20 protein-coding genes are annotated in these 24,524 nt (G+C 59.3%); 15 read left to right on the top strand and 5 right to left on the bottom strand.

The window, feature by feature from the left end; genetic code table 11:
• Positions 1-23: 23 nt before the first annotated feature.
• The gene (locus CCX46_RS12350) at positions 24-914 is read right to left on the bottom strand and encodes an HpcH/HpaI aldolase/citrate lyase family protein (RefSeq protein ID WP_127926873.1); all 891 of its coding nucleotides are present in this window, start codon (positions 912-914) and stop codon (positions 24-26) included.
• A gap of 614 nt (positions 915-1,528) precedes the next feature.
• Between CCX46_RS12350 and CCX46_RS12345 the strand changes: the two genes are divergently transcribed.
• From CCX46_RS12345 to CCX46_RS12285, 13 genes are all read left to right on the top strand, one after another.
• The gene (locus CCX46_RS12345) at positions 1,529-2,923 is read left to right on the top strand and encodes a Y4yA family PLP-dependent enzyme (protein WP_127926872.1); all 1,395 of its coding nucleotides are present in this window, start codon (positions 1,529-1,531) and stop codon (positions 2,921-2,923) included.
• 14 nt (positions 2,924-2,937) lie between these two features.
• Complete coding sequence (locus CCX46_RS12340; RefSeq protein WP_077573287.1) at positions 2,938-3,981, top strand: PLP-dependent cysteine synthase family protein; 1,044 nt, start codon at positions 2,938-2,940, stop codon at positions 3,979-3,981.
• 28 nt (positions 3,982-4,009) lie between these two features.
• Positions 4,010-5,170, top strand: a complete 1,161-nt coding sequence (locus tag CCX46_RS12335; RefSeq protein ID WP_127926871.1) for an NAD/NADP-dependent octopine/nopaline dehydrogenase family protein — start codon at positions 4,010-4,012, stop codon at positions 5,168-5,170.
• A gap of 36 nt (positions 5,171-5,206) precedes the next feature.
• Positions 5,207-7,057 carry an IucA/IucC family protein gene (locus tag CCX46_RS12330; RefSeq protein WP_127926870.1) on the top strand — a complete coding sequence of 617 codons (1,851 nt, stop codon included), beginning with the start codon at positions 5,207-5,209 and terminating at the stop codon, positions 7,055-7,057.
• 13 nt (positions 7,058-7,070) lie between these two features.
• Positions 7,071-8,312 carry an MFS transporter gene (locus CCX46_RS12325; RefSeq protein WP_127926869.1) on the top strand — a complete coding sequence of 414 codons (1,242 nt, stop codon included), beginning with the start codon at positions 7,071-7,073 and terminating at the stop codon, positions 8,310-8,312.
• 15 nt (positions 8,313-8,327) lie between these two features.
• A complete protein-coding gene (locus tag CCX46_RS12320; protein WP_127926868.1) occupies positions 8,328-9,512 on the top strand; it encodes an aminotransferase class V-fold PLP-dependent enzyme in 1,185 nt (394 codons plus the stop codon).
• A gap of 85 nt (positions 9,513-9,597) precedes the next feature.
• Complete coding sequence (locus tag CCX46_RS12315; RefSeq protein ID WP_127926867.1) at positions 9,598-10,113, top strand: sigma-70 family RNA polymerase sigma factor; 516 nt, start codon at positions 9,598-9,600, stop codon at positions 10,111-10,113.
• The gene (locus CCX46_RS12310; RefSeq protein ID WP_127926866.1) at positions 10,114-11,091 is read left to right on the top strand and encodes a FecR domain-containing protein; all 978 of its coding nucleotides are present in this window, start codon (positions 10,114-10,116) and stop codon (positions 11,089-11,091) included.
• 97 nt (positions 11,092-11,188) lie between these two features.
• Positions 11,189-13,603, top strand: coding sequence for a TonB-dependent receptor (locus CCX46_RS12305; protein WP_127926865.1), 2,415 nt, complete (start codon positions 11,189-11,191; stop codon positions 13,601-13,603).
• A 62-nt stretch (positions 13,604-13,665) separates the two neighbouring features.
• Entirely contained in the window at positions 13,666-14,847 is a 1,182-nt protein-coding gene (locus tag CCX46_RS12300; protein ID WP_127926864.1) for an ABC transporter substrate-binding protein, read from the top strand.
• The gene (locus CCX46_RS12295; protein WP_077573294.1) at positions 14,844-15,905 is read left to right on the top strand and encodes a FecCD family ABC transporter permease; all 1,062 of its coding nucleotides are present in this window, start codon (positions 14,844-14,846) and stop codon (positions 15,903-15,905) included. Before CCX46_RS12300 ends, CCX46_RS12295 begins: the two co-directional genes overlap by 4 nt.
• Positions 15,899-16,654 carry an ABC transporter ATP-binding protein gene (locus tag CCX46_RS12290; RefSeq protein ID WP_127926863.1) on the top strand — a complete coding sequence of 252 codons (756 nt, stop codon included), beginning with the start codon at positions 15,899-15,901 and terminating at the stop codon, positions 16,652-16,654. Before CCX46_RS12295 ends, CCX46_RS12290 begins: the two co-directional genes overlap by 7 nt.
• A 167-nt stretch (positions 16,655-16,821) precedes the next feature.
• Positions 16,822-17,451, top strand: a complete 630-nt coding sequence (locus tag CCX46_RS12285) for a hypothetical protein (RefSeq protein ID WP_116029146.1) — start codon at positions 16,822-16,824, stop codon at positions 17,449-17,451.
• An 82-nt stretch (positions 17,452-17,533) separates the two neighbouring features.
• Here the strand turns inward: CCX46_RS12285 and CCX46_RS12280 are convergent, their stop codons facing one another.
• Positions 17,534-18,532, bottom strand: coding sequence for a bile acid:sodium symporter family protein (locus tag CCX46_RS12280; protein ID WP_110720925.1), 999 nt, complete (start codon positions 18,530-18,532; stop codon positions 17,534-17,536).
• Positions 18,533-18,616: 84 nt separating this feature from the next.
• Between CCX46_RS12280 and CCX46_RS12275 the strand changes: the two genes are divergently transcribed.
• The gene (locus tag CCX46_RS12275; RefSeq protein ID WP_095050072.1) at positions 18,617-19,405 is read left to right on the top strand and encodes an AraC family transcriptional regulator; all 789 of its coding nucleotides are present in this window, start codon (positions 18,617-18,619) and stop codon (positions 19,403-19,405) included.
• Here the strand turns inward: CCX46_RS12275 and CCX46_RS12270 are convergent, their stop codons facing one another.
• A complete protein-coding gene (locus CCX46_RS12270; protein ID WP_127926862.1) occupies positions 19,406-20,350 on the bottom strand; it encodes a Dyp-type peroxidase in 945 nt (314 codons plus the stop codon). It lies immediately after the preceding gene.
• Positions 20,351-20,514: 164 nt separating this feature from the next.
• Here CCX46_RS12270 and CCX46_RS12265 point away from each other — a divergent pair, with 164 nt between their 5' ends.
• Positions 20,515-21,489: a TerC family protein gene (locus tag CCX46_RS12265; RefSeq protein ID WP_127926861.1), complete on the top strand. Its 975-nt coding sequence runs from the start codon at positions 20,515-20,517 to the stop codon at positions 21,487-21,489.
• 123 nt (positions 21,490-21,612) lie between these two features.
• Here CCX46_RS12265 and CCX46_RS12255 read toward each other — a convergent pair whose 3' ends face one another.
• Together CCX46_RS12255 and CCX46_RS12250 are read right to left on the bottom strand one after the other, a co-directional pair.
• Positions 21,613-22,713, bottom strand: a complete 1,101-nt coding sequence (locus CCX46_RS12255) for a polyamine ABC transporter substrate-binding protein (protein ID WP_127926860.1) — start codon at positions 22,711-22,713, stop codon at positions 21,613-21,615.
• Positions 22,714-22,962: 249 nt separating this feature from the next.
• Complete coding sequence (locus CCX46_RS12250; RefSeq protein WP_127926859.1) at positions 22,963-24,369, bottom strand: purine-cytosine permease family protein; 1,407 nt, start codon at positions 24,367-24,369, stop codon at positions 22,963-22,965.
• Positions 24,370-24,524: the final 155 nt, after the last annotated feature.

Genomic DNA, 24,524 nt, shown 5'->3' with positions numbered 1-24,524 from the left:
TGATCTCCTGATTCGCCGGGGATTCAGCAGGCATCGGCGCGGGCAACCGGCGCATGCTGGCTGGCCACATCGAGCAGGCGTTGGGCGTGTTCGATCAGCGGCAAGTCGACCATCTCGCCGTCCACCTGCACCGCGTGGCTGCCCGTGGCGACCGCTCGCATCACGCGATCGGCCCACGCCAGTTGGCGCGAGTCTGGCAGGAAGGCGCGCTGCACCGTCGCCAGTTGCCCGGGATGGATGCACAGTTTGGCGCCGAAGCCCAGCGAACGCGCGTATTGCGCGTCTTGGGCAACCACCGCCAAGTCGCTGATTGCCGGCGTCACGCCGTCGATCGGCGACGGCAGATCCGCCGTGCGCGACGCCAGCACGATGCGGTTGCGGGCAAACAGAAACGCCTCGGGCACCTGGCTGCAGTTGATATCGAGCGAGAAATCCAGCGAGCCAAACGCCAGCCGCGCCACGCCCGCAATCGCAGCGATCGACTCGACCTGCTGCAGGCCTTTCGCGGTCTCGATGATCGCGACGATCGCCAGCGTCGGTTGCCACTCCAGCAAGCGCTCGACCGCCCGCGCCAGCGTCTCGGGACATTCGGCCTTGGGCAGGAAAATCCCGCTGCAACGCTCGGGGTAACGCATGTCGCTGAGCCAGCTCAGGTCCTGGCGAAACAGCGAACTGCTGACGCTGTTGAGGCGAATGTAACGCTCACAAGCAACGCTCGGCGTTTTCTCCTGCCACGCCTGGATGGCGTCACGGGCGGCGGCTTTGCTGTCAGGATGAACGGCATCCTCGAGGTCGAGAATGATCGCGTCCGGCCCTGCTTCGCAGGCTTTGGAAAAACGCTCGGGACGGTTGCCCGGCACGAACAGGTAGCTGATCGCGAGTGGCGCTTTGCGGCTGAGTCGATCGGATTGCATGGCGTTGCTCCTTTGACGTGAACCCGTCGTGGTTTGTGAAAATTTTCAGGCCCGTTCAACGGCAGATTTGCCTGCCGTTCCGGGGCTTATCGCAACAGCCCTTAACGCCTTATTGATCAAGCAATTAAGAGACTTTTTAATCTCGGGACGAACGAGTCCTTGAGCGTGTAAATACACGTTCATGGATTCGCCTTGAGCAGGTCGTTATTGAAAAATATTTGAAAACCTTACTTGATAATCGTTCCTGTTCGCAATATTGTTCACGGCGCCAAGAGGAACTATTCTCGTTTCAAAGCAAGTCATCGGTATCTGCAAAAGTACCTGTCAGTGATGTCACTTAAACATCAGCTACAGGCTGCTACAGGGCAATGGCCAGCAACTAATGGCCATTCAGTACATCCGCACAAACCTAATGGAATGGGGTTCTCATGCAATTGTTTTGTGAACCATTTATTACGATCAGGGCTACAGATCCAATAACGGATTTCACTTGGCATCCGCCTCCACGTTGTTTAAAGCCTCGACGCTGACGAGTAAAAAAGACGACCTGCATCGATAACGATCGGTGTTCGAACTATCAATGGCGACGCAACTTTCGACGCCAGGGGTTAACTATGCCTACAACAAATAAATATGCTGTTGAACAGCCGTATAAAGTTCTTCACCCGGAGATGTTAACGCCGCTGATCGACCCGGTTATTTCCACGCTTATCAACAAGTTCCCGAACAAACTTACAGACTTGGTGGAACAACAGGGCTCGCCGTTAAATCTGGTCTGGCCCCATGCGTTTGAATTAAACACGCAAGCGCTGCTGAACGTGTTGAAGCAATACCAAGTGCCCCATGCCATTTTCTACGGGGCCAAGGCCAACAAGTCGCAATGCATGCTCGGCGCTGCAGCGAATTCGGGGATCGGCGTCGATGTGTCGAGCATTCACGAGTTGAATGCTGCCCTGCGCGCAGGTGTGCCAGGCGCAAATATCTGTGCCACAGGACCGGCCAAAACATCCGTTTTCCATCAAGCGCTGATCAGCGCCGGTTCACTGATTTGTGTGGATTCGCGGGAGGAATTCGATCACCTGCATAGCGTGATTCCAACACAGCCAGGACCGACGAAAACCAGAGTTCTATTGCGTTACAGACCGAAAAGCAGCCAGAAGAGCCGATTCGGAATGGGCTCGCAAGACCTGCTGCAATGCCTGCAACGGTTAACAGAACAACCTGAGCTTTTTCACTTTGAAGGTTTCCATTTTCACCTCGGCGACTATGGATTCGAATCCCGCGCACAAGCCTTTCGCGAGGTCAGCGGATTTATCGAAGCGGCCAGGGAAATGGGCTTGAATCCGCAGATGATCGACATCGGTGGTGGCTTGCCGATTCGTTATGTCGAACCTGAGACCTACGCTCAGTTCCTGCAAAATGACAATAACCCGAGCCACTATTACAACCAGAAAGTTCCCGCCACTTATTATCCTTACGGCAGTGAACTGACCGCGACACAATGGCTGACATTATTGCTCGAAGCCGAGCATTCGCAGGGTTTGTCGATTGCCAATTACTTGCAGGCTCAGAATATAACGCTCGCACTCGAACCCGGCCGAAGTCTGGTCGATCAAGCCGCCATGTCAGTATTTCGCGTCACGCGCAGCAAACAATTGGCTGACAATAAAACCGTGATCTTCGTGGAGGGCAGCAGTTTCAGCGCTTGCGAAACCTGGTTTACCTCGGAATATCTGGTAGATCCGATACTCATCAGCACCACACAACAGCCAAACACCCCGACTCAGGCTTATATCGCCGGCCATAGTTGCTTGGACGATGACGTCATTACCCATCGCCTGATCAACTTTGCGACGGCACCGCAAACCGGTGACCTATTGATTTATATCAACACCGCCGGTTACCAGATGGACTTGCTGGAAAACGAGTTTCATCGCCATCCCCTGCCCCGGCGGTTGACGGCGACCTGTTGTACGGAAGGTAACTATGCGTTTTCACCTGACTACTAAAGGGAACAATTGCAATGATCTTGAATAAAGTCTCTGACCTTATTGGTAATACACCGATGTTGGGCATCGATGTTCCGGATACCAACGCGCGATTGTTGTTGAAGATTGAAAAGAACAATCCCGGCGGCAGTATCAAAGACCGCATGGCGCGCAACATGGTGCTGGCGGCGCTCAAGTCCGGTCGCCTGAAACCCGGCGGTGTCGTTGTCGAGTCGTCGTCGGGCAATACCGGGATTGGTCTGGCCATGGCCGCGGTCGAGTTCGGTCTGCATTTCATCGCCGTAGTCGATCACCACGCCGCGCAAGACAAGATCGCCGTGATGAAGGCCCTCGGTGCCGACATTCGTTTCGTCAAAGGCACTTATCGCGAAGATGAAGTCGCGGTGGTCGAGCGCCAACAGATGGCCGCCGAGCTGGCGAGCGAGATTCCCGGCGCGGTGTTCATGAACCAGTCCGACAATGCGGCCAATGCCGGCGGTTACAGCGATTTCGTCCGCGAAACCATTGTGCAGGCTGAAGGTGTTGTCGGTGCTTACGTCGGTTGTGTCGGCACCGGCGGTTCGATGACCGGCATTGCGCGCGGCTTGAAAGTGCACAACCCGGACACCGTCACCGTCGCGGTGGAGCCGGCCGGTTCGATTGTCTTCGGTCACCCCGGCTACCCGTACTACCAATCCGGCACCGGTACACCGGCCGGCGACACCGTGGGTCTGGTGCTCGACTACAGCTGCATCGATCTGGGCGTGCAAGTCACCGATTCGCAGGCGTTCGAAACCGCGCGCTATATCGCGCGCAACTTCGCCTTGCTAGTCGGCGGCTCCACTGGCGGTGCGATTTTCAAGGCACTGGAGTTGATCCACAAAGGCGTGCTGAGCGGCAACGTCGTGGTGCCGATTGCCGACGGCGGCGAGAAATACCTGCATACCGTGTTCGACGACAAGTGGCTGCAGGAGCGCGATCTGATCGACCCGAGCATCGCCCCGCAACTGGACGCCTGGCTGGGCAAGACCCACTGGCTGGACAGCGTTTCCGCGCCGCTGCAACTGAGCGTCGCATGACCCACCCTTCACACAGGAACGCCTCTCGATGAATCTGTTGAAAGTCGCCATCTGTGGTGGCGGCAGGACCGGCCATCTCAACGCCATCCTGTTCAAGCAGCTACCCAATGTTCAGGTTTCGATGCACACCCATAATCAGGAGGTCATCGAACACCACGTCCGTCACACGCCGATGCAGGCCTTGTTGCCGGACGGCTCGTCGCTGAGGGCCCGACTGGACCGGGTGACCAGCGACGCGAAAGCCGCGGTGGAAGATGCCGACATCGTCATCATCACCGTGCCGGCCCATGCGCGTCCGCAAACGTTGAAAGATATCGCGCCGCATCTGACCACCAGCAAACCGGTGTTCATCGGCGCTATTCCCGGTTTTTGCGGTTTCGACTGGCTGGCCGAAGCCACCCTGCCCGATCGACCGAACGTGGTGATCTGGGGCATGAAGGATGTGCCGCACACCGCGTTCGAATTGACCCCCGGACGCTCGATCAAAATGGGCGGCGGCAAAAGCCAGTTGTACGTCGCGACCCACGCCCGGGAGCCACAAACCGCGCGCCGCCAATTGGAAAAAATACTCACGCGGCTGTACGGCCCGTGCGTGACGATGCTCAAGCATTTTCTGGAAATCACCCTGACGCCGGGCAACCCGATCATGCACAGCTCGGTGATCTACGGCCTGATCGGCCCCTACGGCCAGTGGCACCGCAAGATCTTCCCGCAACGCATGTGCTGGTGGACCGAATGCCCGGAACTCGGCGCGTATTTCCTTGAACGCATGGATCAGGAAAGCCAGGAACTGTGTGCGGTGATCAGCCAGCGACTGGGCATCGACCTGTCCTCGGTGAAATCGCTGAAACAGGAAATCGTCGAGGCTTACGGCGAGCAGATCCGCGACCCGAGCAGCATGCTCTCGATCCTGCGTACCAATCAGGCTTACAACGACATCCTCGCGCCGATGGTGCCGGCCGCCGACAACCGCGCCGGTTACGTGATCGAGCGCGAGAGCCGCGCCTTCAACGAAGACGTCGCTTATGGCCTGGTGCTGCTGGTGGAAATGGCCAAGCGTTTCGACTTCAAGGTGCCTTACATCGAGGAAGTCCTGCAGTGGAGCGTGGCCTACATGGAAGGCCTGCGCGGCTCGGCACTCGACTATTTCCCGCGCCAATGGCCGCACACGACAAGCGCCGCCGCTTGATCTTTTTATTCAATTTTCGATGAGCAGACCGCTGATATGGATGACTTCAAGACACTGATCGCCTACTCCCGCAAAAACGCCATGCGCCGTCTGGTGCGTTGCCTGTTTGCGGAAAACATCCTCGACCGTTCGGCCCTGAGCTTTTCCGTCGAGGGACACCAGGCGACTTACCCGCTCAAGGGCGGACGCGCCCATCTGGCCTTTTCCGACATCGCCAAAAGCCCGGCCGATACCGTGGTCAACGACGGCGACGTGGTGTTGGTGACCGATGAAGGCGTGCGCCAGCTCATCACCAGCCACCAGGACATGCTCGATGTGCTGCGCGACAGTTTCGACTTCGCCCCGACCGACGAAGGCGTGGCCGGGCTCAAGTCCGACATGGAAAACAGCCTGACCAACGACGCCCACGCCCGTCAGCATCGCCAGCACTGGAACGCCCGACTGGCACAAGCCGCCAAGGATCAAGGACTGCACAGCTTTACTGATTACTTGCGCCAGCACGCCAAAACCAAGGACGCCGCCATTCTTCTCGACCAGTGGGGTTCGCTGGAAGGCCATCCTTATTACCCGACCTGGAAAGCCCGCCCGGGCCTGACCGATGAAGAGGTCGAGCAACTGTCGCCCGAGTTCAACGCACAGGTGCCCCTGCGCATCGCCGCACTGCGCGCCGACAACGCGAAAAGCGAAAGCATGCCGCACGTGATCGATTACCGCGCCTGGTTCGCCGAGCATTTCCCGACGCAATGGGCGCAATGGAAAGCCTCGCTCAACAGCAAGGGACTGGACGAAAACCAGTGGCTGCCCTTGCCGATCCACAGCTGGCATTTACAAGCCTACGTGCTGGAAACCTTCGCGCAGGAAATCGCCGACGGCATTCTGATCACCGATGGCCCGGACCTGCCAACCCTGCCGACCATGTCCTATCGCACGATGATGCCGGTACTGGACGAATCCGCGCCGCTGATCAAACTGCCCATCGCGGTATGGATGACCAGCGAACTGCGCAGCCTGCAAGCCAAGTCGATTCACATGGGTCCGCGCATCAGTACGGTGATCAGCAAGATTCTCGAGACGGAAAACGGCTTCGATCAGCGCCTGGAAATCTTCCCGGAAGAAATCGGTGTGCGTTACAAAAACGCGGTGACGCAGGACGATCACCCGGGCCGTCATCTGTCCGTGGTGTATCGCGCCAGCGCACCAGCGTTCGAACGCAACGATAAGTGTCTGCCGATAACCGTGGCTTCACTGTTCACCCGGTTGCCCGGCAGCGGTCGTCCGCTGTTCACTGATCTGATTGAACGTGACGGTGTGCGCGCCAATACTGCGCAGGTCGAGAACTGGTTTCGCGAGTACGCGAAAGTGGTGACTCACCCGGTGGTGGCGATCTACTTGATGTACGGCATCGGCCTTGAGGCGCACCAGCAAAACACCATGGTGCTGTTCTCCCCGGACGGCAAAGCACGTAGTCTGCTGATCCGCGATTTCGGCGATGGCCGCACTTACGCGCCGTTGCTCGAGGGCCGTGGTTACAGCCTGCAACCGCACGTGCAGCCGGGTATTCTGCCGACAGTATTCTCCGGTGATATCGAGCCGGTGCGCATGTTTGTGCTCGACGCGGCGTTCCTCACGCACCTGCATGAAATCGCCCTGTGGCTGACCAAGGAATACGCTTTCAACAACACGCGGCTCTGGCAGGTGTTGCGCGAGGAAACCGACCTCGCCTTCGAAGCGGTGCGTGACCGGGTCGCGGCAGACGTGTGGGAAACCGAGCACAAGGCGTTCGTCGAAGAGCCATGGCCAACCCGTTCGTTGTTGCGCATGCACTTGATGCAGTACAGCAACTATCGTTTGCAACACACCCTGACCAACCCGCTCGCTAGCGCTTAACCGAGGCTGACTCATGTCCCAAGCAGGTGCCATCCAGGGTTCGAGAGTAAAAATCCTGATTTATCTTCTATTTGCGATCCAGCTGGTATCGATGGGCGCGATGGAAATGAGCGGGCCGTTCTGGCCTGTCCACCTGCGTGGGCTGACGACGTCAGAGTCGCTTTTCAGCTTCGCCAGCATCGCCGTGTACGTCGGGCCGATGCTGGGCATTATTCTCACCAGTGCATTCTGGGGCCGGATCGGTGATCGCTACGGCCACAAGTTGATGATGATCCGCGCCCTCGCCGGCTTGTCGTTGACCCAGCTTGGGCTGGCGCTCTTCAGTGATATCTGGGTCATTTTGATCCTGCGTTTTCTGCAAGGCGCGTTTGCCGGCTATATCGCGCCGGCACAGGCCTATGGCGTCAGCATTGAAGCGCCGTCGCGGCGCGCTCGGCTGTTCGCCATTCTGCAAATCTCGACCAACGTCGGCTCGCTGCTGGGTGCGGTGGTCGGCGGCTTGATCCTCGATTACGCGACGTTCTTCTGGATCAACATCATCGCTTCGGCGCTGTGTGCGGTGTGTACCGTGATCGCCGCCGTGACCTTGCCGGACGTGCCGCCGGTGAAGAAAGCCGTGATCGTCGACAAAACTGCGCCGGTTCGTTCCGGCAGCCTCTGGCAAGGCTCGCCATTGCTGTCGCTGCTCGGTGTGATGGGTATTCTGTTGCTGGCGCGGATGCTGCCGCAGACCTCGTTTTCGCTGTATGTCAGCTCGGTGTTCGAGGTCAGCAATTCGGTGGTCGGTCTCTGCTACGGCTTGCTGGCGCTAGGCTTCATTCTGTCGGCCACGGCGTGGTCGCGTTATTTCGAACACCGTGGTCAGCAGGACACCTTGCAGCGCATGACTTACGTGGTCATCGGCTGCATCGTCCTCACTGCGGTGGCAGGCGTCACCCACAACCCGGTGGTGTTCGTCATTGCCTACTTCATCTGGGGTGTGCTGCTCGGTGCAACCACACCGGTGTTGATGGCGCTGATCTCGAAGACCGCCGATAGCTCGCAACAGGGTCATGTACTGGGCATCGCTCAGGGCACTGCGCAATTCGCTTCGATTGCGGGGATTTCCGCCGGCGGTCTGCTCAGTCAGGTCTACGGTTTGCAGTACACCTATCTGTTTGTTTGCCTCGCTTACGTCGTCGCACTGATCCCGATCATCGCGTTGCGCTACTGGCCGGCGGCGATGCAAGCAAGCCCTGCCCCGGACGGGGAATGATCAAGGAGTCTGCTTTTGAATATTGAACAACTGCGCGCCGACACCCCCGCCGTCGCGCAACTGATCCACTTCAACAATGCCGGCGCGGCGCTGATGCCCGCGCCGGTGATCGAAACGATGACCCGTCATATTCAGCTTGAAGCGAGTCTCGGCGGCTATGAGGCCGCCGGGCAACAATCGGCCGAAGTGGAAAATGTCTACGCCGCTATCGGGCAATTGATCAACGCTCAGCCTGACGAAATTGCGGTGATCGAGAACGCGACCCGCGCCTGGGACATGGCGTTCTATTCGTTGCCGCTGCAACCCGGCGATGTGGTGCTGACATCGACCACCGAATACGCCGGCAACTACATTCCTTATCTGCAAATGAAGCAGCGGCGTGGCATCGAGATTCGGGTCATTCCTAACGATGAACACGGCCAGGTTTCCCTGTCGGCACTAACGGCCATGCTCGACGATGATCGGGTCGCGTTGATCTCGCTGCCGGTGATCGCCACCAATGGCGGCCCCGTGCAACCCATCGAGCAGATCGGCGCCCTCGCCCGTTCGGCTGGCGTGCTGTTTCTGCTCGATGCCTGTCAGGGTGTCGGGCAGATGCCGATCGACGTGCAGAAAATCGGCTGCCACATGCTCGCGGCCACCAGTCGCAAATACCTGCGCGGGCCGCGCGGGATGGGATTTTTGTATGTCGAAAGATCCCTGTGTCAGAACCTGGAACCGGCGTTTCTCGACTTGCATGCCGCCTCATTGCAGGACGCCGAGACGTTCGAAATCCGCGGCGATGCCCGACGTTTCGAGAATTGGGAATGCAACGTCGCCGCCAAACTCGGTCTTGGTGCGGCAGTGGAATACGCGCTGGCGCAAGGCATCGAACCGATGTGGCTGCGGATTCAGCAACTGGCAGATTACCTGCGCCAACAACTGGCAGATATTCCTGGTATCACGCCGCGAGACCTCGGGGTGCAGAAGTCCGGCATCGTCACGTTTACTCATCGCGACAGCAGTGCTGCGCACGTTCAGGAGTGGCTGTCCGGCCAGGAAAAGCGCATCAACGTCAGCACATCGACCGTGCGCTCGACTTTGCTCGACATGCAGCACAGGGGCTTGCCGGAAGTCAGCCGTGCGTCGGTGCATGCGTACAACACCGAGGCGGAAATCGACACAATGGTTGCTGCACTGCGCGGTCTGCAGGGCGCCTGAACAGGACGCCAATCGGCGCTTGCGTCAAAGAGGGGTTGTAAACTAGCATTGGGAATACTTCTCAATTGCATGAAAATCTGCAGCCATGAGCGAAACCCTTCCCGCGAATAATGACAATCACCTGCGCGCGATCGAAGCCCTGTACAGCGGCCATCATGGCTGGCTGTACGCGACGCTGAGAAAAAAACTGGGAAACGCCATGGATGCGGCGGATCTGGCGCAGGATACCTTCACGCGCATCCTCGCCTCGCAAGTCACCGTCATTGAGCAGCCACGCGCGTATCTGAGCTGCGTGGCCAAGGGCATTCTGGTCAACTGGTATCAACGCAAGGCGCTGGAACGGGCCTACCTGGACGCCCTCGCCCATGTGCCGGCGCCGGAAGTGCCTTCGCCGGAATTGCGTTTCATGGTGCTGGAAACCCTGCACGAAATCGACGCGATGCTCGACGCCCTGCCGCCGCTGGTCAAACGCGCCTTTCTGTTGTCGCAGATCAGCGGGCTGAAATACGACGACATCGCCGAGCAGTTGGGCGTGTCGCTGATCACCGTCAAACGCTACATGAAGCAAGCCTTCGTGCAGTGCCTGTTGCTGGTGGAGTAAATGCTCGCACGGCGCAATGAACCGCACCTTGATCATCAGGCCCTCGAGGAAGCGGCCGACTGGTTGATCCGCATGAGTGATGGTGAACTCAGCGACAGCGAGCGCGGCGAATGGGAATACTGGAAAGCCAGCACGCCCGAGCGCGGTCGTGCCTGGGCGCGGGCGCAGTTGTTGCAGAGCAAACTCGGCGGCCTGCCACCGTCACTGGCGATGTCGGCGCTCGATCGCCCGAGCAGCCCGGAGCGCCGTGCGGCGCTGGGCAAACTGGCGATGATTCTGGCCATCCTGCCGGCCGGCTGGGGCAGCTGGAAGCTGGCGGAGTCGCAGCAATGGTCAGCCGACTATCGCACTGCCGTTGGCCAGCAACGCGAGCTGACCCTCGCCGACGGCTCGAAAATCACCCTGAACACCGACACCGCCATCGACGTGCTGTTCGACGCCAATCAACGCCTCATCCACCTGCGCGAAGGCGAAATACTGGTGCAGACCGCGCCCGACATTTCACCGTTGGCGCGACCGTTTCTGGTCAGCACCCGTCAAGGTCGCATGCAGGCACTGGGCACGCGGTTCACCGTGCGCGAACTGCAACCGCGCACCCACCTCGCGGTACTGGAAGGCGCGGTCAAAGTCGAGCTCGCGGACAATCGCCAGACCACGCCACTGATCGTCAACGCCGGTCAACGCACCGACTTCTCGTCCCACACCTTTGGCCAGCTCAACGTTGCCGACCGTTATGTCGGTGCCTGGACGCAAGGCATGCTGATGGCCGACAAGATGCGCCTGGCCGATTTCGTCAACGAGCTGACGCGCTATCGCCGCGGTTTCGTGCGCCTCGATCCGGCAATCGCCGATCTGCGCATTTCCGGCGCCTACCCGATCAGCGACAGCCAACGCACCTTGAACATGCTGGCGCAAACCTACCCGATCCTCGTCAGCGGCCATTTGAATGGCTACTGGGTCATGCTTTCCCCCGCCTGAGTGAAAAAATAATTGCCGCTGCGGTGATACTTTTTTCGATCTCGACTGGCTATTGGGGAGAAGCACCTTTTCGTCCTGTTTATAGGCTCATTCATCCATGCTTGCCGCACGCCACCTGCGCCCGGAACGTCAGCTCAAACCCGTTGTTCGCAGTGCGTTGCTAAGCCTTGTCCTGATCGGTGCCGTTTGCCCGTTTGCCTTGGCCGCCGTGCCGGTGCAACTGGACGCTGTCGCGGTTCGTGCCTACAACATTTCCGCCGGGCCGCTGGGTGCGACCCTGTCGAGCTTCGCCGTGGACGCCAATATTGCCCTGTCGTTCGAGCCCTCGCTGGCCGAAGGCCTGAACAGCCCTGCGCTGATCGGTAATTACTCGACGCAGGAGGCGGTCAATCGCTTGCTGGCCGGCAGTGGCCTGGACATGGTCTTGCGCAGTGACGGCAGCTACACGCTGGTGCCGCGCCGGGTGACGCTGGATGAAACGTCAGTGATCGGCACCGACAAGCGCAGCGATGCCCTGCCAGAGGTGTATGCCGGTGGCCAGGTCGCCAATGGCGGACGTCTGGGCCTGCTCGGCAACACTGACGTGATGGACGCGCCATTCAGCATCAGCACCTACACCTCGTCGCTGATCAAGGATCAACAGGCCGTCACCGTCGGCGATGTGCTGGAACGTGATTCCTCGGTGCGATCCACTGGCCAGACGGGAGGGATTGTCGACTCCTTCTTCATCCGTGGCTTTCCCGTCGGCGAAGGCAACCTCGGTGAACTGGCCTTCGACGGCGTGTACGGCGTGGCGCCCAATTACCGCGTGTTCACCGAATACGCCGAGCGCATCGAACTGGTCAAAGGTCCCGGCGCCCTGCTCTACGGCATGTCACCCAACAACGCGGTCGGCGGCGTAATCAACGTGGTGCCGAAACGCTCCCTCGATGAAGACCTGACCCGTTTCACCGCCAGTTACGCCATGGATTCTCAGGCCGGTGGCCATCTCGATGTCAGTCGCCGCTTCGGTGAAGAGCGCCGTTTTGGCGTGCGCTTCAACGGCAGTACGCAACTGGGCAACACGGCGATCGACGATCAATCGCGCCACGTCGACATCGGCGCGATTTCCCTCGACTATCAGGGCGAACGCCTGCGCACAACCTTCGACTGGCTCAACCAGAAAGAAAGCTTCGACGCCGCTTCGCGGCCGTTCCTGATTGCTCCGGGCGTGGACATTCCTTCCGCCGCCAACGGTCGCAGCAACGTCAGTCAGGATTGGGGCTGGTCGAAAACCCGTGACAAATCGGCGCTGCTCAGCGGCGAATATGACCTCAGCGACGCATTGACGGTGTTCGCCCATGCCGGCGGCGGCAAATCGGATGTGGCGCGAATGTCCGACCAGACGCCGACCATTATCAATGCCGCAGGCGACACCTCATCGATCCCCGGTTACTACAAGTTCGAAGTCGAGCGTTACACCGTTGATACCGGTGCGCGGCTGCGCTTCGATACCGGGCCGATCAGTCACCGCACCACTGTGCAGGTCAGTCGCTATCGCGATGTGTTGTCGCGCGGGATCATTTCCGGCGCACCGATCCTGTCGAACATTTATCACCCGGTGGATCGCCCGCAACCTTACATTCCCAAGCCGGATACGCCGAAGGTCTCGGAAAGCGAACTGACTGGCGTGGCGCTTGCCGACACGCTGTCGATTCTCGATGACCGCGCGCAGGTAACCCTGGGCTTGCGCAAACAGAACATCAAATCCGACAACTACAACGCCGCCGGCGTGGTGACCACGTCCTATGACGACGGCCGGACGACCCCGTTGTTCGGCGCTGTGTTCAAGCCTTGGGATCACGTTTCGTTCTACTACAACTACCTCGAAGGGCTGAGCAAGGGCGACATCGCACCTTCCACCGCGTCCAACGCTGGCGAGATCTTTGCCCCTTATGTTTCCCGTCAGCACGAACTCGGAGTCAAAGCCGACTACGGCACGTTTACCTCCACCATCAGCCTGTTTCAAATCACCAAACCCAGCGGCGAACTGGCCTCGGGGGTGTTCTCGGTGCAGGGCGAACAACGCAATCGCGGGCTGGAGCTGAACGTGTTCGGCGAAGTCATGCCGGGCACTCGCCTGCTCGGCGGCGTGACCCTGCTCAATGCCGAACTGACGAAAACCGGCGTGGCCGCCAACCGCGGCAACAAACCGGTCGGCGTGCCCGAAGTTCAGGCCAACCTCTGGGCCGAATGGGACACCTCTTGGGTCGAGGGGCTGACACTGACCGGAGGCGCGATCCACACCGGCAGTCAGTACGTGAACCAGGCCAACACACAAAAACTCGATGACTGGACCCGCTTCGATGTCGGCGCCCGCTACAGCACGCGCATCGATGATCGACCGACCACGTTTCGCGCCACCGTGCAGAACGTGTTCGATCACGAGTACTGGTCGGGCGTCGCTTCCTACGGCGCGTTCTCCCAAGGCTCACCGCGCACCTTATTACTGTCGGCGACTGTCGATTTCTGAAACGTTCAGCCGGACAGCGGTGTGAGCCGTTGGCCGAACTGACCTTTGCAAAGGCTTTGACCATGGTGATTTTCGATCGACGCAGCCTCGCGTTGGCTGCACTGTTACTGGCAGGACTGCTGAGCCTGTCTGCGCTGGCGCCGCGCAATGCAAACGCCACCGAAGCGGATACGGCGCGCACCGAAGTGACCGATCTGCTCGGGCGCAAGGTCAAGGTGCATCTGCCGGTCAGACGGGTCATCCTCGGTGAAGGCCGGCAGTTGTATCTGGTCGCCGCGCTGGACACACAGAATCCGATCGAACGCATCGTCGGCTGGCGCAAGGACCTGATCCAGTCGGACCCGGACACCTATAACGCCTACCTGCGCAAATTCCCCGGCATTGCCAGGATCCCCACCTTCGGCGGCTTTGAAGACGGCACCTTTGATATCGAACAAGCGATCTCGCAGCGTCCGGACGTGATCATCCTCAATATCGAAGCGCAGCACGCCACCGAAGATGCGCGCTACATCGAGAAGCTCGACGCTTTGGGCATCCCGGTGGTGTACGTCGACTTTCGCAACAACCCGATGCAGAACACCGAACCGACCATGCGTCTGTTCGGCAAACTGTTCGGTAAAGAGCAACGCGCCGAGGCCTTCATTGATTTTCGCAACCAGCAGATTCACCGCGTCACCGACGTCATCGAGAAACAGCACCCACCGCGTCCAAGCGTGTTCATTGAGCGCATTGGCGGCTACACCGACGATTGCTGCCTGAGTTTCGGCAACGAGAACTTTGGTCTGTTTGTCGACATGGCCGGCGGCAACAACATCGCCCGGGGGATCATCCCGACCACGTTCGGCCAGTTGAATCCCGAGCAGGTCATCGTCGCCAATCCGGCGCACGTGGTGGTCACCACGGCCAACTGGGAAGCCTTTGCACCCGGTGGCCACTGGGTCGGTGTCGGGCCCGGCGCCGACATGAACCAGGCACGGAAAAAACTCGCGTGGTATACGCAGCGTCCGGCCTACGCCGGGATCAAGGCTCAGGAGACACAAGCCTTCCACGCCATCTGGCATCAGTTCTACAACAGCCCTTATCAGTTCGTGGCCATTCAGCAATTGGCCAAATGGTTTCACCCGGAGCTGTTTGCCGATCTCGACCCGGACGCCTCATTCCGCGAACTGCACAAGCGTTTTCTGCCCGTGCCGTATGAGTCGGGCTACTTCGTCAGCCTGCGTAATCCTGAGGTCAAACCATGAGTTCGTTGACCGACACCGTCGAGGTGCAGCGCGAAACCTATCGGCGACTGGTGCTGCGTAAACGCCTGATCCTCGCCGGGCTGGTGGTTCTGTTGCTGTGCAGTGTGCTGCTCGATCTGGCACTGGGCCCGGCGAGTTACAGTTTCAGCGAAGTGCTTGGCGCATTGTTTTCACCGGACAGCGCGTCTCCACAAGTGCGCGTGGTGATGTGGGACATTCGTCTGCCGGTGGCGCTGATGGCAGTGGCGGTCGGCGCGGCGCTGTCGCTGGCCGGCGCGCAGATGCAGACCATCCTCAACAACCCGCTGGCCAGTCCGTTCACCTTGGGTATTTCCGCCGCCGCCAGTTTCGGCGCGGCGCTGGGCCTGGCCTTCGGTGTGGCGTTGTTCCCGCTGGCCGCGCAATTCATGGTGCCGCTCAACGCCTTCATCATGGCCATGCTCTCGGCGCTGTTGATTCACTTTCTGAGCATGCGCCGTGGCGTCACTGCCGAAACCATCGTGCTACTCGGCATCGCATTGGTGTTCACCTTCAATGCGCTGCTGGCGCTGGTGCAGTTCTTCGCCACCGAACAAGCCGTCGCTGCCGTGGTGTTCTGGACCATGGGCAGCCTGACCAAAGCCACCTGGCCGAAACTCGGGGTGATCTGCCTGGTGATCCTGATCACCCTGCCGATTTTCGCCAAACGCGCCTGGGCCTTGACCGCCCTGCGCCTGGGCGACGACAAGGCTGCCAGTTTCGGCATCAACGTGCGCAGCTTGCGCTTTCAGACGCTGATCATGGTCAGCCTGCTCGCCTCGTTTCCCGTGGCCTTCGTCGGCACCATCGGCTTTATCGGACTGGTCGGGCCGCACATCGCGCGCATGCTGATCGGTGAAGATCAGCGCTTCTTTTTGCCGGCCTCCTTGCTCACCGGCTCGTTGATTCTCTCGGCCAGTTCGGTGGTCAGCAAGACCCTGATCCCCGGTGCGATTTTCCCTATCGGCGTGGTCACCTCGCTGATCGGCGTACCGTTCTTCATTTCACTGATTCTCGGCGGGAAGAAAAACTCATGGTGACGCTGCAACTGGAAAATCTCGGCGCACGCTACGGTCAGCGCGAGATCATTCGTGGTGTCTCGACGGCGACGTTTTCTGGCGGTCAGGTGGTGGCCGTGGTCGGGCCCAATGCGGCCGGCAAATCGACGTTGTTCAAACGTATGGCCGGGCTGATCGATGGCCCCGGGCAGGTGATTTTGCAGGGCTCGAAAAAAGGCTCGAGCGGCATCAGCTACATGCCGCAAGGCCTGAATGCCAGTGCGCGTTTGACGGTGTACGAATCCGTGCTGCTGGCGCGCAAGCAACTGACGCCGGGCTGGGTGGTCCATGATGATGAGCTGAAACTGGTCGACGAGATTCTCGCCGCGCTGGGCATCACCGGGCTGTCGTTCCGTAACCTTGGTGAACTCAGCGGCGGTCAGCAGCAGTTGGTCTCCATCGCCCAGACGCTGGTGCGCGAACCGGAAATCCTACTGATGGACGAACCGACCAGCGCCCTCGACATGCATCGACAAGTGCAAGTGCTGAACTTCATGCGCAGCCTCGCGCGCAAACGCGAGGTGATTGTGTTCATTGCCATCCATGATCTGAATCAGGCGTTGCGCTTCGCCGATCAGGTGTTGGTGATTGCTGATGGCACCAGTCAGGGGAGCGGCCCGAGCAATGAGGTGATCACCGAACAGATGCTGCGCGATGTCTACAAGGTTGAGGCGCGCATCGAGCAGTGCAGCCGTGGGGTAAACCACATTCTGATCGACGACATCGTATGAAGTGCAATCGCTGCTGGCAACGGTGCAGCGCGGTGTTGTAACGTTGTGCCCGCCTCGTGCCAAGCGCCAATCAGCGCCGATCTTTGCCGTAGAGCATTGCTCGTCGAGAAGTGGCAAAACACCGTCGTCACTGGACTGGCCGTCAATAATTTCAGGAAGAAAAAGGCATGAAAATCACAGCCATTTCACCGTTGAACAGCGCAACACCGCAGTCTATTGTCGACCTGATATCGACCCTTCGTTCAGACCTCGTTGTACTGCCAGGCTTCGCAGAAAACATTCCTGCTGCAGCGGCCATTCAGAAAGTACTCCACCCCGGCACCAAGGTTTTCCTGGAGTCGGGAAAGAAGCAATCAGTCACTCCCTGGCTCGTTTCCCCGACGGAAATCATCGGGATGCCAAAGCAGATTTTTGCTCAAGCCCCAAACGCTGAAAACTTGCGACAACTGGAATCGAGTTTTCAGGGCCGGACGTTCAAGATCCGCCATCGTGAGGTCTCATTCATACTCTGCGGTGAAATCAACGCCTTCAACACCGATGGTTTGGCGAAAGCTGAAATCCAACTGCCTTTTGACGTTCTGGTGAATCCGGCCCACTCACTGATGGGCCGTTGGCATATTCTCGGTGCCAAGCTCCGTGCTCTGTCTGTCGGTCGCACAGTCGTACACGTCGCGAATAACGCCAAAGGGAGTCGTTCGCCCACTACAGATGTTCGTATCTACCACGACGGAGCACCCGTGGGAGTAAAGGAGCGCAACGACAGTGCGGCGTGGTGCACGTTTCAGCTAAGCGCCTGAAAGACGCCTTGCGACCACCTGCATTCGCGGTGCAACCGGGCTAATACTTCGTCATCAGCGCTCCGATAGACCCGAGTCGGAATCATGGATCGACTTGTGCCATCAGCTCTGGCACCGATTCCGGGCGCTTGGCGTAGCGCTGCGCCAGCACCGCACAGACCATCAACTGGATCTGATGGAACAGCATCAACGGCAGGATCAGCACGCCGATGGTGCTGCCGGCAAACAACACCTGCGCCATCGGCACGCCGGTGGCCAGGCTCTTTTTCGAACCGCAGAACAGAATGGTGATGCGGTCTTCCTGGCTGAAGCCGAATGCCTTGCCGAGCAACGTCGACGCCAGCAGCACCAGCGCCAAAAGAATGCAGCAGACCACCACCAATCCCAGCAGATCAACGACCGGAATCTGATGCCAGATGCCTTCGTTGACGGCCTCGCTGAACGCGCCGTAGACGACCAGCAAAATCGAGCCCTGATCGACGAACTTCAGCCAGTTCTTGTTGCGTCCGACCCACGCGCCGATCCAGCGCCGGGCGATCTGTCCGGCAATGAATGGCAGGAGCAATTGCACGCTGATTTTCAGGATCGCATCCAGCGTCGAACCACCATCACCGTGGACGTCGAGCAGCAACGTGACCAACAGCGGCGTGAGGAAAATCCCGAACAGGCTCGATGCCGCCGCGCTGCAGATCGCCGCCGGAATATTGCCCCGCGCCAGCGAAGTGAACGCGATCGCCGACTGCACCGTGGCCGGCAGTGCGCACAGGTAGAGCATGCCCATGTACAGCTTGTCGCCGATCAGTGGTGACAGCAGCGGTTTCAGCGCCAGGCCCAGTAACGGGAAAAGGACAAACGTCAGGCCAAACACCAGCAAATGCAGGCGCCAGTGTCCGGCGCCGGCAATGATCGATTCGCGCGAGAGCTTGGCGCCATGCAGGAAAAACAGCAGCGCGATGGCGATGTTGGTCAGCCAGCCGAAGCCGACGGCGACCTGGCCGCTGGCCGGCAGGAAGCTGGCCAGCAACACGACGCCGATCAGCGTCAGGGTGAAGTTGTCGGGCAAAAAACGTGGGCGAGTCATGGTCGGTTCATCCGGGGGTTGCCAGTGCGTGCCGACGACTCTAACGTGACTGCCAATTACCGACTAACGCCGAAGGGCCACAAGATGCCGCCTAAAGGACATGACAAAAGCGTCCGTCGCAGCATTCCCGGGCTGCCCAGCCTGCCGCGTCCACTCTACGGGCGCACCGAATCGCTGCCCAATCGCGCCCTGACTCGGCGCCACAGCCACCCGTGGGTGCAGTTGTCCTATGCGATTCAGGGTGTGCTGGAAATCCAGACCAGCGTCGGCCGCTTCGTCGCCCCGCCGGAGCGCGCGGTGTGGATCCCGGCGGGCGTGCCGCATCGGGTGTTCAGCTCGCCGCACACGGAAATGCGCAGCCTGTACATCGACTGCAGCGTTGCCGGATGGGCGCTCAAGCGTTGTCACGTGCTCGGCGTCAGCGATCTGCTCAGGGAACTGATCCGCGCGTTCAGTCAGGTTCCGGTGGAATACGACCAGAGCGGCCCGCATGGACGCCTCGCCCAAGTGATCCTCGATCAACTGGCCGAAGCGCCGCAGATCGACCTGATGTTGCCGTTGCCGCAAGACGCCCGCTTAAAGCAGATCTACCAGAGCCTGGAACACCATCCGGAACAGCAAACCACGCTGAGCCACTGGAGCGAGAAGTTCGGCGTCACCGAGAAGACCCTCACCCGTCTGTTTCTGCGCGACACCGGCCTGACCTTCCGCGCCTGGCGCCAGCGCTTGCGCCTGCTTGGTGCACTGACGCCGTTGGAGAAAGGTGAACGCGTTACCGATGTTGCGCTGGCCTGTGGTTACGACTCGACGTCGGCGTTTATCGCGGCGTTTCGACAGCAGTTTGGTGAAACGCCGGGGGAGTTTTTTCGCTGATCAGCGATCCACCAGTTCTTCCAGCAAGTCCGCTGACGGCACGAAATAAAGGCTGCCGGTAACCGCCGTGCTGAAATCCAGCAACTTGTCGTAGTTACCCGGTGGCTTGCCGACGAACATGTTTTCCAGCATCTGCTCCATCGGCTCGGGCGAGCGCGCGTAGCCGATGAAGAAGGTGCCGAACTCCCCTGCTCCCGGTCGGCCGAACGGCATGTTGTCACGGAGGATCTTCACTTCCTCGCCTTGTGCGTTGGTAATGGTGGTCAGTGCACTGTGCGAGTTGCTCGGTTTGACCGCGTCATCCAGCTCGATGTCGGACAGTTTCGTGCGACCAATCACGCGTTCCTGCGCTTCAACGCTCAAGCCGTTCCATGCGGTCATGTTGTGCAGGTATTTCTGCACCAGCACGTAACTGCCGCCGCTGAAGCCCGGATCTTCGTCACCGACGATGGTGAAATTGAGCGCTTTGCGCCCGACCGGGTTTTCCGTGCCGTCGACGAAACCGATGATGCTGCGCATGTCGAAATAGCGAAAACCCTGAACCTCGTCGACCACGGTCACCGCATCGCCGAGAACCGCCATGATCTGCGTGGCCAGTTCAAAACACAGGTCCATTTGATCGGCGCGAATGTGCAGCAGCAGATCACCCGGGGTTGCCGGGGCATGTCGCCCTTCCCCGCCAAATTCGCGAAAACCGTGCAGCGACGCCGGGCGCGGATGGCCAAACAGGCGATCCCAGGCGTTCGAGGAAAAGCCGCAAATGCAGGTCAGATTGCCGGTCGGGACACGCTTGCCAACCGAGCGCACCAGCCCGGCGACATCGCCGCACCAGTCTTTGACGGTTTGCGCGGCTTCAGCCCCCGGATTCAACGTCGCGACGATGAAAATCGCGCTGCTGGTGATCGGACTGCACACCGCTTGAGGTTCGAGAATGTCGGTATTCATCGTTGAAAACATTGCTCCGTAAAAAGTGCCCGAGCTGTTAACGAGGGTGGATAGTTCGTTTTTATCGAACTGTTGCGCAGAAATAAACGATTTTTCTTTGCGGCAATCCCGTCGCTAGCATGGCCTCGTCTGACCCCAATCGAAGAATAGACAGGGAGCGTGACATGCCAGCCACAAACATCAATATCGGCGAACCGTGGATGTGGGCCGCCTTCATCGTCTTCGTGCTTGCCATGCTGGCATTGGACCTGTTTGTCTTCGGTGGGCGCAAGGCGCATCGGGTATCAGTGCGCGAAGCCTTGTCCTGGGTCATCGCCTGGTGCTTGCTGGCACTGAGTTTCGCGGCGCTGCTCTGGTCGTATCTGCACGGCGCGTTCGGCGCTGAAATCGCGCGGGAGAAGACCCTCGAATTCCTCACTGGTTATCTGATCGAGCAGTCGCTGTCGATCGACAATATGTTCGTCTTCGTGATGATCTTCAGTTACTTCGCCGTGCCGCCGGAGTTACAGCGGCGGGTGCTGCTGTACGGCGTGCTCGGGGCGATCGTGATGCGCGCGGTGATGATTTTTGCCGGGGTGTGGCTGGTGTCGCAGTTTGAATGGCTGCTGTATGCGTTCGGCGTGTTCCTGATCTTCACCGGGATCAAGATGCTGGTGTTTGCCGACCACCAACCGGACCTGGACAAGAATCCGTTGCTGCGCTGGGTGCGCGGGCATATGCGCATCACCAGCGGGTTTCATGGCGAACGGTTTTTCGTGCTGCAAAACGGCGTGCGCTGGGCCACACCGATGTTTCTGGTGCTGGTGTTGATCGAGGCCAGTGACCTGATGTTCGCGGTGGACAGCATCCCGGCGATCTTCGCCGTGACGACTGATCCGTTCATTGTCTTCACCTCGAATATCTTCGCGATCATGGGATTACGCGCGTTGTATTTCCTGCTGGCGGACATGGCTGACCGCTTTCACTTGCTCAAGTATGGGCTGGCGATTGTGCTGGTGTTTATCGGCGGCAAGATGGTGTTGATGCCGTGGCTACACATGCCGGTGGAGTGGTCGTTGGCGGTGGTGGGCGGGGTCATCCTGAGTTCGGTTTTGCTGAGCCTATTGACCACCAGAGAGAGCGAACGCAGCACTGAATGACACCGCACAAAACCCTGTGGGAGCGAGCCTGCTCGCGAAGGCGTCGGACCAGTCAACATCGAAGTTGAATGACACTCCCCTTTCGCGAGCAGGCTCGCTCCCACATTTGGATTGCGGTGGTGGTTACTTATCGGACTTGATGCTGGTCCACGCCCGTGTACGCACACGCTCAAGTTTCTGCGGCAACGGCTGCACAACGTAAAGGTTTTTCAGCGCTTCCGGGGTCGGCGTCAGGTTCGGGTTGCCGGTGATTTCCTTGTTGATCAGCGGCATCGAATCCTTGTTCGCATTCGGGTAACCGAGGAAGTCGCTGATCGGCGCGATCACTTTCGGGTCGAGCAAGGTGTTGAGGAATTCGTGGGCCTCGCTGACGTTTTTCGCGCTCTTCGGAATCGCGAAAGTGTCGAACCAGATCGGCGCGCCTTCCTTCGGCAAGCGCCAGTCAACCACTACGCCGTTGCCGGCTTCTTTGGCGCGGTTGCCGAACTGGTAGAAGCTGCCGGAGTAACCGATGGCCACGCAGATGTCGCCGTTGGCGATGTCGGTCATGTACTTGGCCGAGTTGAAGTAGGTCACGTACGGACGAACCTTGAGCATCAGCTCCTTGGCCTTTTCATAGTCGGCGGGATTCTGGCTGTTCGGGTCGAGGCCAAGATAATGCAGGGCCAGGGGCAGGATTTCCGTCGGCGAATCAAGCATGGCCACGCCGCAGGATTTGAGCTTTTCCATGTTCTCCGGCTTGAACACCAGATCCCAGCTGTCCACCGGCGCGTTGTCGCCCAGTGCCGCCTTGACCTTGGCCGGGTTGAAGCCGATCAGCACGGTGCCGACCATGTAGGGGACGCCGTACAGGTTGCCCGGATCGTTCTTGCCCAGCAGTTTCAACAGTTCCGGGTCCTGGTGGCTCCAGTTCGGCAGTTTCGATTTATCCAGCTTCTGAAACACGCCAGCCTTGATCTGCGTTTCGAGGAACTGGTTCGACGGCACCACCAGGTCGTAACCGGAGTTGCCGGTGAGCAGTTTGGCTTCCAGGGATTCATTGGTGTCGAAGGTGTCCCAGGTCACTTTGATGCCGCTTTTTGCGGCGAAATCCTTGGGCACGGACGGCAGGATGTAATCCGCCCAGTTGTACACGCGGAGTTCGCGTTGCTCAGCCTGGACGGCCCCGGCCAGCAGCGTCAGCCCACACACAGTGGCTCCCAGAATGCGTTTCATCGTGACCATGGTTGTTCCCCAAAAGGCAGCGTGAGTTCGATGGTTTTTATGTTCTGTACACGGCAGCGGCTGTAAAGGTAGCCAAGGGTAAAAAAGGTTCAGCGTCTGGTTATGGTTTTGATTCTTGCTGACAGCGTAGCTGGAGCACAGTGGGGGATGGGCCAAAAGGGGATCGATGTGGCCAATTTGAATGACCGCCGGGATGCGGAAACGACAATGCCCGGCGAATGGCCGGGCATTGTGCTGAAGCGGATCAGCTCAGTCGGTGTAACCCAACCTCGCCGCCCTGCTCTGCTCAGTCTGGCCGCGTGTCGCCAGGCAGTAATACAACGGAACGGTGACCACCAGGCCGACCAGCCAGGACAGGTCCGCACCCTCAACCAGATTGGCGTAAGGCCCGACGTACAGCGAAGTATTGGCAAACGGCAACTGCACGAGGATGCCGATGAAATAAGCGATGATCGCGTGCAGGTTGAAGCGCCCGTAAACCCCACCATCGGCGCGGAAGATCGAGGCGATGTCGTAGCAGCCGCGCTTGATCAGGTAAAAGTCGATCAGGTTGATCGACGCCCACGGCACCAGTACCAGCAGCAACGCCAGAATCAAACCGATGAACTCGGAAATGAAATCCGCCGACGCACCCAGCGCAACCACGCAGCAACCCGCGAGCACCACGCTCGACAACACCACGCGCACCTTGATGCTCGGTGTCCATTGGCTGGCGAAAGTCTGAATCGAGGTGATGATCGACAGCACCGCGCCATACAGATTCAGCGCGTTGTGGCTGATGATATTGAGCAGGAACAACACCATCAGAATCGGCCCCAGCCAACCGGTCGACTGCTTGACCGCGACCATCGCTTCGGTTCCTTCCGGGGTCGCCAACACAGCAACGGCGCCGAAGCTGAATGACAGAATCGTGCCCAGCGTCGCGCCCAGATAAGTCGCCCAGAACGGCTTGGCAATGCCAATGTCCGCAGGCAGGTAACGCGAGTAATCGGACACGTACGGCGAGAAACTGATCTGCCAGATGATCCCCAGCGACACCGTCGCCAGCCAGCCGGACAGGTTGAAACTGCCGCGAGTGAGAAAGTCCGCCGGCAAGTCATGGGCAAAGATATAGATGAACCCGGCCAGCAACGCGCTGCCCATCACCCAGGTGCCGATGCGATTCAGCGTGTGAATGAAGTTGTAGCCGATCACGCCAATCGCCGTGGCCGCCAGTGCGCCGATCAGAATGCTCAGCGGCGCCGGCACCGACGGCGCAATGCCGACGATGGATTTACCCGCCAGGACGATGTTGGAAATAAAGAAACCGATGTAGATCAGCGCGGCGAAGAACACGATCAGCAGCGCGCCGTAACGACCGAACTGGCCGCGACTCTGGACCATTTGCGGAATGCCCATACGCGGGCCTTGCGCCGACGCCAGCGCGATCACCACACCGCCGATCAGGTGCCCCAGCGCAATCGCCAGCAGCCCCCAAAGCAAATCGAGATGGAACACCTGAACCACCATGGCGCCGGTGACGATGGGCAGTGGCGCAATGTTGGTGCTGAACCAAAGGGTGAACAGGTCGCGGGCCTTCCCGTGGCGTTCCGCGAGTGGGACGTAGTCGACCGTATGATTCTCGATCAACGGATCTTGCCGGGACATCTGGGACATATGCATGAACTCGAGTTTGTCTGTTCTTATCGTTGTATGAAGCCAAACCGGGGGGACTCTCTGGCCGCCCCTCAGATGCAGACCATATTATGGTATTCCAAACAATTCACAAGACTGATCCGTAGTTTGCGACGTCAACTGATACGCCATCCTTA

It is taken from the genome of Pseudomonas sp. RU47 (assembly GCF_004011755.1).
In the GTDB taxonomy this organism is placed as follows: Bacteria; Pseudomonadota; Gammaproteobacteria; order Pseudomonadales; family Pseudomonadaceae; genus Aquipseudomonas.
Note: the sequence above shows the minus strand (reverse complement) of the source record. Positions and strands in the feature narration are given on the sequence as shown.